General features: G+C 73.7%; 13 protein-coding genes. 6 read left to right on the top strand and 7 right to left on the bottom strand.

The features are described from left to right. Nucleotides 1-118: 118 nt before the first annotated feature. From BGO37_RS07585 to BGO37_RS07565, 5 genes are read left to right on the top strand one after another with little or no spacing between them, the layout of a single operon-like run. On the top strand, nucleotides 119-601 hold the full coding sequence (locus BGO37_RS07585; protein WP_291753633.1) for a ferritin-like domain-containing protein: 483 nt from the start codon (nucleotides 119-121) through the stop codon (nucleotides 599-601). Continuing rightward, entirely contained in the window at nucleotides 601-1200 is a 600-nt protein-coding gene (locus BGO37_RS07580; protein ID WP_291753632.1) for a DUF2231 domain-containing protein, read from the top strand. The genes BGO37_RS07585 and BGO37_RS07580 overlap by 1 nt, the downstream gene beginning before the upstream one ends. Before the next feature lie 60 nt (nucleotides 1201-1260). Further along, nucleotides 1261-3744 carry a glycogen/starch/alpha-glucan phosphorylase gene (locus BGO37_RS07575; protein ID WP_291753631.1) on the top strand — a complete coding sequence of 828 codons (2484 nt, stop codon included), beginning with the start codon at nucleotides 1261-1263 and terminating at the stop codon, nucleotides 3742-3744. 4 nt (nucleotides 3745-3748) lie between these two features. Then, nucleotides 3749-4207: a helix-turn-helix transcriptional regulator gene (locus tag BGO37_RS07570; RefSeq protein WP_291753630.1), complete on the top strand. Its 459-nt coding sequence runs from the start codon at nucleotides 3749-3751 to the stop codon at nucleotides 4205-4207. After that, nucleotides 4204-4614, top strand: coding sequence for a VOC family protein (locus BGO37_RS07565; protein WP_291753629.1), 411 nt, complete (start codon nucleotides 4204-4206; stop codon nucleotides 4612-4614). Before BGO37_RS07570 ends, BGO37_RS07565 begins: the two co-directional genes overlap by 4 nt. 3 nt (nucleotides 4615-4617) lie before the next feature. On the opposite strand, the gene trmB is transcribed toward BGO37_RS07565, so the two are convergent. The 4 genes from trmB to BGO37_RS07545 form a co-directional block, all read right to left on the bottom strand. Then, nucleotides 4618-5346, bottom strand: coding sequence for a tRNA (guanosine(46)-N7)-methyltransferase TrmB (gene trmB, locus BGO37_RS07560; protein WP_291753628.1), 729 nt, complete (start codon nucleotides 5344-5346; stop codon nucleotides 4618-4620). A 105-nt stretch (nucleotides 5347-5451) separates the two neighbouring features. Continuing rightward, nucleotides 5452-6102 carry a histidine phosphatase family protein gene (locus tag BGO37_RS07555; RefSeq protein WP_291753627.1) on the bottom strand — a complete coding sequence of 217 codons (651 nt, stop codon included), beginning with the start codon at nucleotides 6100-6102 and terminating at the stop codon, nucleotides 5452-5454. 94 nt (nucleotides 6103-6196) lie between these two features. After that, entirely contained in the window at nucleotides 6197-6784 is a 588-nt protein-coding gene (locus BGO37_RS07550; protein WP_291753626.1) for a DUF1349 domain-containing protein, read from the bottom strand. Then, a complete protein-coding gene (locus tag BGO37_RS07545) occupies nucleotides 6781-7791 on the bottom strand; it encodes an alpha/beta hydrolase (RefSeq protein ID WP_291753624.1) in 1011 nt (336 codons plus the stop codon). Before BGO37_RS07545 ends, BGO37_RS07550 begins: the two co-directional genes overlap by 4 nt. Before the next feature lie 170 nt (nucleotides 7792-7961). Between BGO37_RS07545 and clpB the strand changes: the two genes are divergently transcribed. Then, nucleotides 7962-10565, top strand: coding sequence for an ATP-dependent chaperone ClpB (gene clpB / locus BGO37_RS07540; protein WP_291753623.1), 2604 nt, complete (start codon nucleotides 7962-7964; stop codon nucleotides 10563-10565). Nucleotides 10566-10841: 276 nt separating this feature from the next. Here clpB and BGO37_RS07535 read toward each other — a convergent pair whose 3' ends face one another. The 3 genes from BGO37_RS07535 to BGO37_RS07525 are packed head-to-tail and all read right to left on the bottom strand — an operon-like array spanning nucleotide 10842 to nucleotide 14511. Further along, complete coding sequence (locus tag BGO37_RS07535; protein ID WP_291753622.1) at nucleotides 10842-13067, bottom strand: glycoside hydrolase family 3 C-terminal domain-containing protein; 2226 nt, start codon at nucleotides 13065-13067, stop codon at nucleotides 10842-10844. Nucleotides 13068-13108: 41 nt separating this feature from the next. After that, nucleotides 13109-13723, bottom strand: a complete 615-nt coding sequence (locus tag BGO37_RS07530; protein ID WP_291753621.1) for a hypothetical protein — start codon at nucleotides 13721-13723, stop codon at nucleotides 13109-13111. Beyond that, nucleotides 13720-14511, bottom strand: a complete 792-nt coding sequence (locus BGO37_RS07525; RefSeq protein ID WP_291753620.1) for an exodeoxyribonuclease III — start codon at nucleotides 14509-14511, stop codon at nucleotides 13720-13722. Before BGO37_RS07525 ends, BGO37_RS07530 begins: the two co-directional genes overlap by 4 nt. Between the last annotated feature and the right edge of the window lie 12 nt (nucleotides 14512-14523).

The raw sequence follows: 14523 nt of genomic DNA, 5'->3' as shown, positions 1-14523 counted from the left end.
CGTAGCGTGGATGACGATTGGACAGCGGGCCGGACGAGGGCCGCACCGCCTCGCGGCGGCTGCGGCGAACGATCACCCCGCGGGCTCGCCGCCGCCAGCAGCGACGAAGGGAGCCGTCATGTTCGAGCACTTCGACACCCCCAATGAGCTGTTCACGTTCCGCCTCGGCACGCTCCTGTCGGCCGAGCACGACTCGCTGTCGATGCTCGAGGACCTGGAGCGCGTGGTCGACGGGGACGACCTCAAGCAGCTGTTCCACCACCACGCGGACGAGACGCGCCAGCAGATCGCGAACGTGGAGGAGTGCTTCCGGCTGCTCGGGATGCCGCCCGACGACTCGCCGTCGCCGACGACCCGTGGACTGGCGAAGGAGGCGGACACCCTCATCCGCAAGTCGCACCCGACGCTGGTCGACGAGGTCGCGGTGGCCGGGGCCCTCGCGACGGAGCACTACGAGATCGCGACCTACACCACGCTGATCGACATGGCGCAGGCGCAGGGGCACACCGAGGTCGTCCGGCTGCTGCAGGCCAACCTTTCGCAGGAGGAGGCCACCTGCGACAAGCTCGCCGCCGTCGAGCGCCAGCTCGTGGGGGCGTGATGACCTCCGCGGAGCAGCCCGCGGCCGTGCGGGCGGCACGGGCCGTCGAGGAGGCGGGCGGCCTCGACGGGACGGTCAACCTGCTCGGTGACGCCTTCGACGCCCTCGTGGGCCGCCGGCCGGCGCTGACCGCGACGTTGCAGGGCACGCAGCTGGGGCACTCGCTGCACCCGCTGCTGACGGACCTGCCGATCGGCCTGTGGACCGCCTCCGCGGCCCTCGACCTGGTCGGCGGCCCGAGCTCGCGGGCCGCCGCCGACCGGCTGCTCGGCCTGGGCCTGCTCGCCGTGGCGCCGACCGCCCTGAGCGGCTGGGCGGACTGGTCCGCGAGCGGCACGCGGGTGCGGCGGGTCGGTGTGGTCCACGCGGCGCTCAACTCGGGCGCGGCGGTCCTGTTCGGCGCGTCCTGGCTGCTGCGCAGGGCGGGGCACCGCGGTGCCGGCGTCGCGGTGGCGATGGTGGCGAACCTCGTCGTCACCGGCGGCGGGTACCTCGGCGGCCACATGGTCTACCGGCTCGGGGCGCCCACGGGCGGTCCCATGGCCACCCGCCACCCCGCCCAGGAGGTCGTGCCGCGGGCGCCGTTGCGGGCGGCGTGACGCCCGGCCCGGGCGCGAGGGGTCGGTGCGGGACATGGGGGCGGCGGCTACCGTAGCCCGGTGACCGAGACCCAGGCCCTCGCCTCGACGGGCGTCATCACCCCCGACCACACCGTCGCCGCCTTCACCCGCGAGTTCCTGCGGGAGCTCAACTTCGGCCAGGGCGTCACCCTCGAGCGCTCGACGGTGAACGACCGGTACCTGGCGCTGGCCCGCGCCGTGCGGCACTACCTCATGAGCCGCTGGATCGAGACGCTCACCCGCCAGCGCAGCACGCAGTCGAAGTCGGTGTGCTACCTGTCGGCCGAGTACCTGCTGGGCAAGCAGCTCGGCAACGCGCTGCTGGCGACGGACCTGACCGCGATCGCCTGGGAGTCGATGCGCAACCTCGGCGTCGACCTCGACGAGCTGCGGGCCCAGGAGGTCGAGCCGGGGCTCGGCAACGGCGGCCTCGGCCGGCTGGCCGCGTGCTTCGTCGACTCCCTGGCCACCATGAACGTCCCGACCATCGGCTACGGGATCCGCTACGAGTACGGCATCTTCCGCCAGACCTTCGTCGACGGCTGGCAGGTGGAGCAGCCGGACACCTGGCTCGCGCTGGGCGCGCCGTGGGAGTTCCCGCACCCCGAGAAGGCGGTCACGGTCGGCTTCGGCGGCCACACCGAGCAGTACGTGGACGACGAGGGCAGGCAGCGGACGCGGTGGCTTCCGGCCTGGAACGTCCAGGGCATCCCGTTCAACTACATGGTCCCGGGCTACCGGAACGGCCGCGTCAACACCCTGCGGCTGTGGAGCGCCGAGGCGACAAAGGCCTTCGATCTGCAGATCTTCAACGAGGGCGACTACGTCGAGGCCGCGCGTGCCCAGACGTTCGCGGAGAACATCTCCAAGGTGCTGTACCCGGAGGACTCCACGCCGCAGGGCAAGGAGCTGCGGCTGCAGCAGCAGTACTTCTTCGTCGCCTGCTCCATCACGGACTTCGTCGAGGAGGTGCTGCCGGCCGGGTTCGACCTGCACCACCTGCCGGAGCGGATCGTGTTCCAGCTCAACGACACCCACCCGGTGATCGGCGTGCCGGAGCTGATGCGTGTCCTGATCGACGAGAAGGGCTTCGCCTGGGACGAGGCCTGGGCGGTCACCAAGGGCTGCTTCGCCTACACGTGCCACACGCTGCTGCCCGAGGCGCTCGAGGTGTGGCCGGTGGAGCTGCTGGGCCGGCTGCTGCCGCGCCACCTGGAGATCATCTACCGCATCAACGACGACTTCCTCGACGAGGTGCGCGCCGCGTACCCCGGTGACGCCGAGCGGGTGCGCCGGATGTCGATCATCGGCGAGGGTGCTCAGCGCACCGTCCGCATGGCACACCTCGCCACCGTCGCGGCCGTCAAGGTCAACGGCGTCGCCGAGCTGCACAGCCAGCTGCTGCGCGAGAAGGTGCTGGGCGACTTCGCCCAGATGTGGCCGGACCGGTTCACCAACGTCACCAACGGCGTCACGCCGCGCCGGTTCATCCGGCTGGCCAACCCGCCGCTGTCCGCGCTCATCACCGAGGCGATCGGCGACGGGTGGATCACGGACCTCGACCGGCTCGCCGACCTCGAGCCGCTGGCCGACGACGCGTCGTTCCGCGAGAAGTTCCAGGCGGTGAAGGCCGACAACAAGCAGTGGCTTGGGCGCAACCTCGAGGAGCGGGACGGCCTGACCCTGCGCACCGACGCGATGATCGACGTCATGGTCAAGCGGCTGCACGAGTACAAGCGGCAGTCCCTCAAGCTGCTGCACATCGTCACGCTCTACAACGAGATCATCACCGGCCGGCTCGACCCGACGACCCTCCAGCCGCGCGTCTTCGTCTTCGGCGCGAAGGCCGCCCCCGGCTACCAGATGGCCAAGCAGGTGATCGGGCTCATCAACGCCGTGGCGCGGACCGTCGACGCCGACCCGCGCGTCAAGGGCGCGCTGTCGGTGATCTTCCCGCCCAACTACGACGTGACCCTGGGGCAGCGGCTGTTCCCGGCCGCCGACCTCTCGGAGCAGATCTCGCTCGCGGGCAAGGAGGCGTCCGGCACCGGCAACATGAAGCTGGCGCTGAACGGCGCGCTGACCATCGGCACGGACGACGGCGCCAACGTCGAGATCCGCAAGCTCGTCGGCGACGACAACTTCTTCCTCTTCGGGATGACCGAGCCCGAGGCGGAGGCGCTCGTCACCGCGGGGTACCAGCCGTCGTCGTACTACGAGTCCGACGAGCGGCTGCGCGGGGCGATCGACCTCATCGCCTCCGGCGCGTTCGCGGGGGGCGACCGCCGAGTCTTCGAGCCGGTGGTCGACAACCTCCTGTACGAGGACCGCTTCCTCGCCCTGGCGGACTACGCGAGCTACCTCGACGCACAGGCCAGGGTCGACGTCGCCTACCAGGACAAGGACGCGTGGGCGCGCTCCGCGATCCTCAACATCGCGCGGTGCGGCTTCTTCTCGTCCGACCGGTCGATCCGGGACTACATCGACCGCATCTGGCACACGCCGCAGGTCCCGGTGATGTAGGGGCATGGGGCCCGACCTCGACGAGCTGCGCCGGCTGCGCCACGCGCGCGACCGGATGGACCGGGAGTACGCCGAGCCGCTGGACGTGCCGGCCCTGGCGCGCACCGCGCTGATGTCGCCGGCGCACTTCGCGCGCCGGTTCCGTGACGTCTACGACGAGACGCCGTACTCGTACCTCATGACGCGGCGCATCGAGCGGGCGGCGGCGCTGCTGCGCCGTGGCGACGTCTCGGTGACGGACGCGTGCTTCGCCGTCGGCTGCTCGAGCCTCGGCTCGTTCTCGGCCCGCTTCACGCAGATCCTCGGGGAGACGCCGAGCGCCTACCGTGCCCGCGACCACGCCCAGATGGTGCCGATCCCGGACTGCCAGGCGATGGTCCTCACCCGGCCGCGCCGGGCGCCGGCGAAGAGAGCAGTTTCGAAGAAGCCGGCCGACGAGCCCGTCCTTAGCGTGGTGCCATGACCACACGACTCAGCCACGTGCAGATCCTCGTCGACGACCCCGACGCCGCCCTCGCCTTCTACCGGGACGCGCTCGGCCTCTCGGTGAGGTTCGAGGTCGCCAACGGCGGCTTCCGCTGGATCACCCTCGGCACCGACGCGCAGCCCGAGATCGCCATCGTCCTCATGGAGCCGCACGCCGGCCGCTCGCAGGCGGACGGCGACACGGTGGCGGCCCTCCTCGCCAAGGGCGAGCTGCGCCCGGTGCAGTTCTCCTCCGACAACCTCGAGTCCACGTGGGCCAAGGTGGTCGCCACCCCCGGCGTCTCCGTCGTGGAGGAGCCGGCCGACCAGCCCTGGGGCGTGCGCGACGGCGCCGTGCGGGACCCCGCGGGCAACCTCGTGCGCATCCAGCAGGCGCAGGGCTGACCCTCAGCGGACCCGGCGGTAGACCAGGTCGCGGGCCGTCCGGCCCTCGGCGCGGGCCTTGCGCTCGAACGCCGTCACCGGGCGGCCCGACCCCGCCCCGGGCGCCGGCTCCAGGCCGGGGTCGGACGAGAGCACCTGCGCCATCTGCTCGGCGTAGTCCGGCCAGTCGGTCGCCGTGTGGAGCACGCCGCCGACGACGAGCCGGCTGCGCAGCAGCGCGACGTGCGCCGGCTGGACCAGGCGGCGCTTGTGGTGGCGGACCTTGGGCCAGGGGTCGGGGAAGAACGCCCGGACCTCGGCGAGCGCGCCGGGGGCGATGGCCCGCCGCACCAGGTCGAGCGCGTCGCCGTGGCCCACGCGGACGTTGCCGATCCCGGCCTCGTCGAGCAGCTTGAGCAGGTTGGCGACCCCCGGCAGGTGGGCCTCGACGGCCAGCACGTCCCGCGTCGGGTCGGCCGCCGCCATGGCCACCGTGGCCTCGCCCATGCCCGGCCCGATCTCCAGCACCAGCGGCGCCGACCGCCCGAACATCGCGACCGGGTCGAGCATCCCGTCGGCCGTGCGCGGGAAGGGCGCGTCCTCGTCGTGCACGGAGAACCCGAGCTCCGGGAACAGGCGGCGCAGCGCGTCCTGACGCACCGGGCCGAGGCCGGCGCCCCGGGGATGGAACGTCCGCAGCGGCTCGTGCGGCGCGGCGGCCGGGTGCCGGAACGGGCCGGGCGTCGGATCCACGGCCGTCAGCCTAGGGAGGTGAACCCTCATCGGCCCGAGGAGGCGCGTCCGTGGTCATCGACCACCTCGTCGAGCACGGCTGCTCGTCGCGGAGGACGGGGCGCGTCAGGCGCTGACGGCCTCCGCCGACGGGACCGGGCGGGCCGCCAGGGAGCCGTGACCGGCCACGTCCGTGCCGACCTCGAGCAGCCGCGCCGTGCCGTCGGGCTCGACCGCGACGCGGGAGACCGATGCGTTCGGGAGGGCGACGAGGCCCGCCGGGTCGAGCGTCGCGAGCCAGGCGCCCAGCGCCAGGCCGTGCCCGACGACGAGCACGTCGCCCGCCGTGTGGCGCGCGGTGATCGTCGTGAACGCCCGCCGCACGCGCGCCATGAAGTCGGCGGCGTGCTCGCCCCGCGGCAGGCCGGGGTAGGTCCCGGCGAGGATCTCGGGGACGATCTGCGCCCACGGGGCGACCTCCTCGAGCTCGCGCTCGGGGCGGCGCTCGAAGGTCCCGAAGTCGTACTCGCGCAGGTCGGCGTCGGTGACCAGCCGCACGGCGGGGTGGTGGCGCAGCAGCTCGACCGCGGTCGCCACCGCACGGCCGGAGGGTGAGGCGTAGGCCGCCTGGAAGGGGACGTCGGCCAGGTGGCGCGCCGTGATGCGCACCCCGTCGCGGCCGGGCCGTGTCAGCGGCGAGTCGCAGCTGCCCTGCAGCAGCTGGCGCTGGTTGAAGTGTGTCTGCCCGTGTCGCACGAGCGTGAGCGTGAGGGTCATCGATGCCCGTCCTTCGTCGTTGTCGTCCCCGCCACCGTAACCCCTGTCCGGTGACGAGCCGACGACGTCTCGGTGAGCGTCCGGCGAACGTCCGTCAGTGCAGGGCGGCGTCCGCGGCGGTGGTCCGCCACCCGAGGAAGCGCACGACGAGGCCCGCGCGCGACGGCGCGCAGCAGAAGGGGCCGGCCTCCAGCGGCACGTCGGTGTCGAACGGGGCCATCCGCACCAGGCGCCACGGCTCGCCCTCGGCGTGGGCACGCACGACGAGCGCGTCGCCGAAGCGGCTCGCGCGGACCGTGACGACCCGCCCCGCCCACTCCGGGACCGGGGCCACCGACCAGTCCGAGACCCCGCGCGTCACCACGGCGCCCACCTGCGGCAGCCCGTCGGAGATCTCGACCCCCGCCTTGACCCAGGTGTCCTCCGCGGCGCGCACCATGAGGCCGGCCTGGTCGAACAGCTGGTCGTAGGCGAGGGCGACGTCGACCTCGACGGCCCGGCCGGCGGGCAGCGGTGCGAGGAGCGCGTGCTCGGAGTCGTGGACGAACCCGTAGGCGGTGTGGCGCCAGGCGTCCGAGCCCTCGACCGCCTCGACCAGCAGGGCGTCGCCGTCCTCGCGGGTGGACGCCGGCGGGTGGGTCCATCGCCCGGCGGACCAGGGCACGGACAGGTCGTCGGTCATGGGGTGGAGCCTCCTGAGGATGCGGGTGACGACGGGTGGCCGGTGCGGACGCGCTCGTCGAGCCAGCCCAGCACGGCGGCGATGTAGCGCGTACGGGCCGGCTCCGGGGACAGGGACAGGTCGTGCGCGCCACCGGGGATCCGGACGAGCGTGACGTCGGGTCCCAGCCGCGGGGCGCGCGCCACCATGTCGCGCACGTCGAGGATGACGTCGGTCGTGAGCAGCGCGTCGTGCGCGTGGTCGCCGGGCCCGCTCGCGCCGGAGGCGACGACCAGGACGGGCGCCTCGATGTGGAGGCCGCGCGCCACGCGGCGGTGGCCCGCGCGGATGGACCGCACCCAGCCGGCCCGCACGGGGAAGGCGCGGTACGGCTTCCACGCGAGGTCGTAGTCCCACTCGCCGCCGCTGGAGCGGTGCAGCGCGTACCCGTAGTAGGGGTCCATCTCGCGGACCTTGAGGCGCGGGGCCACCCGTCCGACGACGTCGAGGACCGCGGTGAGGGGACCGCGCTCGAACCGGCTGCCGTTGAGGTCGAGCCACGGGCTGTTGAGGACGAGCGCGTCGACGAGCCCGGGCCGCTCGTTGAGCCACAGGGGCACGACGAGCCCGCCGGCCGAGTGGGCGTGGACCACGACCGCGTCGTGGTCCGCCCGCAGCACGCCCACTGCGCGGTCGAGCTCCTGGGCGTAGACCGCGATGTCGGTGGTGAACTCCGGCTCCCGCCCCGGGCGTGTGGAGCGGCCGTAGTCCCGCAGGTCGAGCGCGTAGAAGTCCCAGCCGTCGGCGGCGAACGCGTCCCCGAGGTGCCGCTGGAAGAAGTAGTCGGCGAACCCGTGCACGTGGAGCACGGCGCGGTGGGTCGCCGGCCCGGTGGGGTCGCGGCGGACCAGCGTCGCCACGGCGGGGCCGTACCGGTCCGGGGGCAGCTCCAGGGTGAGCTGCGACCAGCCGTCCCCGAGCACGTCGGGAAGCCATGCCTGCGGGGACGTCGTCGTCGGGTGGCTCACGCCGCGAGCCTAGAGCGCCACGCCACGGGGGGCATCGGCTGGCCCGGGCCCCGGCTGTGCCGACGTCACCAGCCGCAGTCTGGCCTTGGCGGTTGCCATGAAACTTGAGCGGAATAGACTCAACTCCGGTCTCGTTGCCCTCGTCGAAGCCATCACCAGGAGGAACGCCGATGCCGAGCGCGGACGCGAAGTTCACCACCCGGGCCCAGGAGGCGCTGGGCGACGCCATCCAGCAGGCGTCGGCCACCGGGAACCCCCAGCTGGAGCCCGCCCACCTGCTCGACGCGCTGCTGCGTCAGGAGGGCGGGGTGGCCAACGGCCTGCTCGACGCCGTGGGCGCCGACCGTGCCGCCGTCGGCCGGCAGGTGCGCGCGATGCTCGTCAAGCTGCCGTCGTCGTCCGGCTCGACCGTGGCGCAGCCGTCCGCGTCACGCCAGCTCGTCACCGCGCTCGACGCGGCGGAGAAGGAGGCGCGGGCGCTCGGCGACGACTACGTCTCCACCGAGCACCTGCTCGTCGGGCTGGCCACCGGGCAGTCCGGCGTGGCCGAGGCGCTGACCGCCGCCGGCGCGTCCCGCGACGCGCTGCTCGCCGCGCTGCCCACCGTCCGCGGCAACACCCGCGTCACCTCGCCCAACCCCGAGGGCACGTACAAGGCCCTCGAGCAGTACGGCATGGACCTGACCCAGCGCGCCCGCGACGGCAAGCTCGACCCCGTCATCGGGCGCGACTCCGAGATCCGGCGCGTCATCCAGGTGCTGTCGCGCCGCACGAAGAACAACCCCGTGCTCATCGGCGAGCCCGGCGTCGGCAAGACCGCCGTCGTCGAGGGTCTCGCGCAGCGCATCGTCGCCGGCGACGTGCCGGAGTCGCTGCGCGGCAAGCGGCTCGTCGCCCTGGACCTGGCGTCGATGGTGGCCGGCGCCAAGTACCGCGGTGAGTTCGAGGAGCGGCTCAAGGCCGTCCTCAACGAGATCAAGCAGTCCGACGGCGAGATCGTCACCTTCATCGACGAGCTGCACACGGTCGTCGGCGCGGGCGCCGGCGGCGAGGGTGCGATGGACGCCGGCAACATGCTCAAGCCGATGCTGGCGCGCGGCGAGCTGCGGATGGTCGGCGCGACGACGCTCGACGAGTTCCGCGAGCACATCGAGAAGGACCCTGCCCTCGAGCGCCGGTTCCAGCAGGTGTTCGTCGGCGAGCCGTCGGTGGAGGACACCATCGCGATCCTGCGCGGCCTCAAGGAGCGGTACGAGGCGCACCACAAGGTGACCATCTCGGACGCCGCGCTGGTGGCCGCCGCCACGCTGTCCGACCGGTACATCTCCGGCCGCCAGCTGCCGGACAAGGCGATCGACCTGGTCGACGAGGCCGCGTCCCGGCTGCGCATGGAGCTGGACTCCTCGCCGGTCGAGATCGACTCCCTCAAGCGCGCCGTCACGCGCCTGGAGATGGAGGAGGTCGTCCTCGCCGACGCCGACGACCCCGCGTCGAAGGAGCGCCTCGGGAAGCTGCGCGCCGACCTCGCGGACCGTCGCGAGGAGCTGGCGTCCCTCACCGTGCGGTGGGAGAAGGAGAAGGCCGGCCACAACCGGGTCGGCGACCTGCGCGCGCGCCTGGACGCGCTGCGCGCGGACGCGGACCGCAAGCTGCGCGAGGGTGACCTCGAGGGTGCCGCGCGCATCCAGTACGGCGAGATCCCGGCCGTCGAGAAGGAGATCGGGGCCGCCGAGGCCGCGCCCGACGAGCCCGAGCAGCCCCCGATGATCGCGGAGCGCGTGGGGCCCGACGAGGTCGCCGAGGTGGTGTCCGCGTGGACCGGCATCCCCGCCGGCCGGCTGCTGGAGGGCGAGACGGCCAAGCTGCTCCGCATGGAGGACGTCCTCGGCGAGCGCCTGATCGGGCAGTCCCGCGCGGTGCAGGCGGTCAGCGACGCGGTTCGTCGTGCCCGGGCCGGGATCTCCGACAGCGACCGGCCCACCGGCTCGTTCCTCTTCCTCGGCCCGACCGGTGTCGGCAAGACCGAGCTGGCCAAGGCGCTCGCAGACTTCCTGTTCGACGACGAGCGCGCCATGGTCCGCATCGACATGAGCGAGTACGGCGAGAAGCACTCCGTCGCCCGACTGGTCGGCGCGCCCCCCGGGTACGTCGGGTACGAGGAGGGTGGCCAGCTCACCGAGGCGGTGCGGCGCCGGCCCTACGCGGTGGTGCTGCTCGACGAGGTCGAGAAGGCCCACCCCGAGGTGTTCGACGTGCTGCTGCAGGTGCTCGACGACGGCCGCCTCACCGACGGCCAGGGCCGCACGGTCGACTTCCGCAACGTGATCCTCGTGCTCACCTCGAACCTCGGCTCGCAGTTCCTCGTCGAGCCGCTGCTGTCCGACGAGCAGAAGCGCGAGGCGGTCATGGGCGCGGTCCACGCCGCGTTCAAGCCCGAGTTCCTCAACCGGCTCGACGACATCGTCCTGTTCGACGCCCTGTCGCTGGACGAGATCGGGCAGATCGTCGACCTGCAGGTCGCGGCGCTGGCACGCCGCCTGGCGGAGCGCCGCCTGACGCTCGACGTCACCCCCGCCGCGCGGGAGTGGCTGTCGATCGAGGGCTACGACCCTGCCTACGGCGCCCGGCCCCTGCGGCGGCTCGTGCAGAAGGAGATCGGCGACCGGCTGGCCCGCGGCCTGCTGTCGGGCGAGATCCGCGACGGCGACACGGTGGTGGTGGACCGCGACGACGCCGGCACCCTGTCGCTGGTGGCGTCCCCGCCCCTCCCCTGACGGCCCCACCGGCCCTCCCCGACGGCCCCGCAGGCCCTCCGTGACGGGCCCCGCTCGGCCCTCCGTGACGGCCCCACCCGGCCGCGCCGGCGCCGCATCAGCGCCCGCACCGACCGTGCGGGACCCCACAACCGCGAGCGCCCCGTTCGTGACCGAGACCGTGCGTTCCGACGTCCGGAACGCCCGGTCTCGCCGACGAAGTGGGCGCTCGACGGATGGCCGGTCGCACGGCCGAAGCATCAACCGGGAGGGACCCTCGGACGAGGAGCGGCGGCGTCAGGCGTTGGCGGCCGCCACCAGCTTCGCCAGGTCCTCGGGCGGCACGGCGCCGCCGGCGAACGACAGCGCCACCTCGAGCGGGATCTGGCGCAGCATCTCGTCGTCCGTCTCGGGCACGCCCGCGGCGGCCATCGCCCCCCGGAGCAGCGGGCCGCCCACCGGGTGCGCCAGCCACTCGGCGACGGTCGACATGGAGTCCAGCGGCAGCGCGGCGCTCTCGCCGGCCACCTCGACGGTCGCCGTGCCGCGGATGTCGCGCGACGACGCGCCCACCTCGATCACGAACGTCCCGCCCTCGACGACCCACCGCCGCAGCGTGGGGTGCCAGAAGGACAGGTCGCGGGCGCCGAGGGTCACCCGGACCGTCTCGGAGGCGCCCGGCTCGAGGCGCACCTTGCGGAACGCCTTCAGCTCGCGCGGCGGGCGCAGCACCGAGGCCTGCGGGTCGCGCACGTAGACCTGCACCACCTCGGCAGCCGCCATCGAGCCGGTGTTGGTGAGGCGGACCGACACCTCGACCTCGTCGCCGGCGACGGTCGCGGAGACCTCGTCGTACCCGAACGTCGTGTACGTCAGGCCGTGGCCGAAGGGGTAGGCGACCGCGACGTCGCGCGCGTCGTACCAGCGGTAGCCGACGAGCACGCCCTCGCCGTAGCGCACGTGCCCGAACTCGCCGGGGAAGTTCCCGAAGGCGGGGGTGTCGGCCAGCCGCAGCGGGATCGTCTCGGTCAGGCGCCCCTCCGGCGAGCGGCGCCCCGCGAGGATCTCGGCCACCGCGTGGCCACCGCCCTGGCCGCCCAGCCACGTCTCGAGGATCGCCGGCGCCGAGCGCCGCCAGCCCGTCATGGACACCACCGAGCCGTTGGCGAGCACGACGACCACGCGGCGGTTCGCCTCGGCCAGCGCGGTGAGCAGCCGCACCTGGTTGGTCGGCAGGTCGAGGCGCTCGCGGTCGTAGCCCTCGGACTCGTCCGCCGGCAGGAGGCCGAGGAACAGCACCACCGTGCCGGCGTCGCGCGCCAGCTCCACCGCCTCCGTGCGCAGCCGCAGGTCGAGGTACGTGTTGGCGTCCAGCGTGTACCCGGCGACGAACGGCACGTCCCGGCCGAGCACCCCGCGCAGCGCGGTGAGGGCGTCGTCGACCCGCGTGGGGTGGACCTGCGAGGAGCCCGCGCCCTGGTAGCGCGGCGTGCGGGCGAGCTCGCCGACGACGAGCACGTCCTCGTCCGCGGGCAGCGGGAGGAGCGGGCGCCCGCCGACGGGGTCGTTCTTCAGCAGCACGGCCCCCGCGGCGGCGGCCTCCCGGGCCAGCTCGTGGTGGGCGTCGAGGTCCGGCGCCTCGCCCGCCTCCGTCCGGGAGCGGGCGACGAGGTGCAGCACGCGCCGCGCCGACGCGTCGAGCGCCTCCTCGGGCAGGCGCCCGTCGACGATGGCGCCGACGACGGCCATGTCCGGCCGCGACCCGATGCCGGGCATCTGCAGGTCCAGCCCGGCGACGAGCGAGGCCACCCGGTCGTGCACCGCGCCCCAGTCGCTGACGACGAGGCCTTCGAAGCCCCACTCGTCGCGCAGCACGCCCGACAGCAGCCAGCCGTGCTCGGAGGCGTACACGCCGCCGACCTTGTTGTAGGCGCACATCACCGTCCACGGCTGCGCCGTGGTCACCACGTGCTCGAACGCCGGCAGGTAGATCTCCCGCAGCGTGCGCTCGTCCACGTCGGCGGAGACGCGCATCCGGTCCGTCTCCTGGTTGTTGGCGGCGAAGTGCTTGAGGCTCGTGCCGACGCCCTGGGACTGCACGCCCTCGACGTAGGCGGCGGCCAGCCGGCCGGCCAGGTGCGGGTCCTCGGAGAAGTACTCGAAGTTGCGGCCGCACAGGGGCGTCCGCTTGATGTTGACGCCCGGGCCGAGCAGCACGGCCACGCCCTGCGCGGCCGCCTCGCGGCCCAGCGCCTCGCCGACCCGCCGCATGAGCTCGGGGTCCCACGTGGAGCCCAGCGTCACCGCCGGGGGGAAGCACGTCGCCGGCACCGAGTCGCCGACCTCGGCCGCCCCGCCCTCGACCACCTGCTTGCGCACGCCGTGCGGGCCGTCGGTCATCATGATGGCGGGCACGCCCGCGCGGTCCACGCCCGTGGTGTGCCAGAAGTCGGCGCCCGACGTCAGCGACGCCTTCTCCTGCAGCGTGAGGGTGCCCAGCACCCGGTCCTCGTCGAACGGCATCTCCACCGCACCTCCCGGTGGCACCGTAGCCGTGGCCCCGCTCAGGTGCTGGACGGCGCCCCGGCGGGGGTGGTGACCAGGCACGTCACGGTCGCGTGGCCCGGTGTCGGCGCCCAGACGACGAGCCGCCCGCCGTCGGTCGGCGCGGCCGCGCAGAGCTGCGCGGCGGACTCGTCGAGGCGCGTCTGGCCGCTGGGCGGGTTGGTCAGGTCCTGGCGCACGACGACCCGCGCCTCGTGGCTGTCGGCGCACGGCACCACGCGCACCGCCCACACCTCGCCGTCCGTCGGCAGCGTCTGCAGGCAGTTGCCGACCACCAGCTGCTGCGGGGTGGCGAACCGCGGCGCCGAGACATCGGCGGGCAGGGGACGCAGCAGCAGCACGGCGAGCCCGACGAGCGCCACCCAGGAGAGCGTCGACACGACCCCGAGCGCGAGGCCGACCCAGGCCATCCACCGGCCGCGGCGGCGCCGGCCGGCCGTCCGCGTGGCACCCATGGCGCCGAGCACGATCGGCACCGGCCCCAGCCCGACGACCCCGGTGGCCAGCGCCGCGATGCTCACGCCGTCCCACGGCGCCTGCGGCGCCGCCGGCTGCTGCCACCCGCCCGCGTAGTACGGCGCTGGGTACTCGTACCGGTCCGGGGGCTGGGTCATGCGGTGACCTCGAGCACCACCGGGACGTGGTCGGAAGGCCCCTTGCCCTTGCGCTCGTTGCGCTCGATCGTCACGCCCGTGACGGCGGCCGCCAGCGCGGGGGAGGCGTACGTCAGGTCGATGCGCATGCCCTCGTTCCGCGGGAAGCGCAGCTGCTGGTAGTCCCAGTACGTGTACGTGTGCTCGGCCGGCAGGTGCACCCGGCTGACCTCGGTGTAGCCGCCGTCGGCGATGGCCGCGAACGCCTCCCGCTCGGCGGGAGTCACATGGGTGCGTCCTGCGAAGAACTCGATGCTCCACACGTCGGTGTCCAGGGGCGCGATGTTCCAGTCCCCGACGAGGGCGATCTTCGCCGTCGGCTCGTCCTGCAGCCACTGCGCCGCCGCGGTGCGCAGGGCGGCCAGCCAGGCGAGCTTGTATTCGTAGTGGGGGTCGGCGATCTCGCGGCCGTTGGGGATGTACAGGCTCCACACCCGCACACCGCCGCACGTGGCGCCCAGGGCGCGCGCCTCGAGCGCGGGCGGGTCGCCCCACAGGGGCTGCCCGGCGAAGCCGCGCACGACCTCCTCGAGGCCGACCCGCGACGCGATCGCCACGCCGTTCCACTGGCTGAAGCCGAACGTGGCGACCTCGTAGCCGAGCGCCTCGAACCCCTCGCGCGGGAACTGCTCGTCCTTGCACTTGGTCTCCTGCATGGCCAGCACGTCGACGCCGGAGCTCTCGAGGAAGCCCAGCACCCGGTCGATCCGGGTTCGCACCGAGTTGACGTTCCACGTGGCCACGCGCATGACGCGACCGTA

Source organism: Cellulomonas sp. 73-92 (assembly GCF_001898175.1).
In the GTDB taxonomy this organism is placed as follows: Bacteria; Actinomycetota; Actinomycetes; order Actinomycetales; family Cellulomonadaceae; genus Cellulomonas.
Note: the sequence above shows the minus strand (reverse complement) of the source record. Positions and strands in the feature narration are given on the sequence as shown.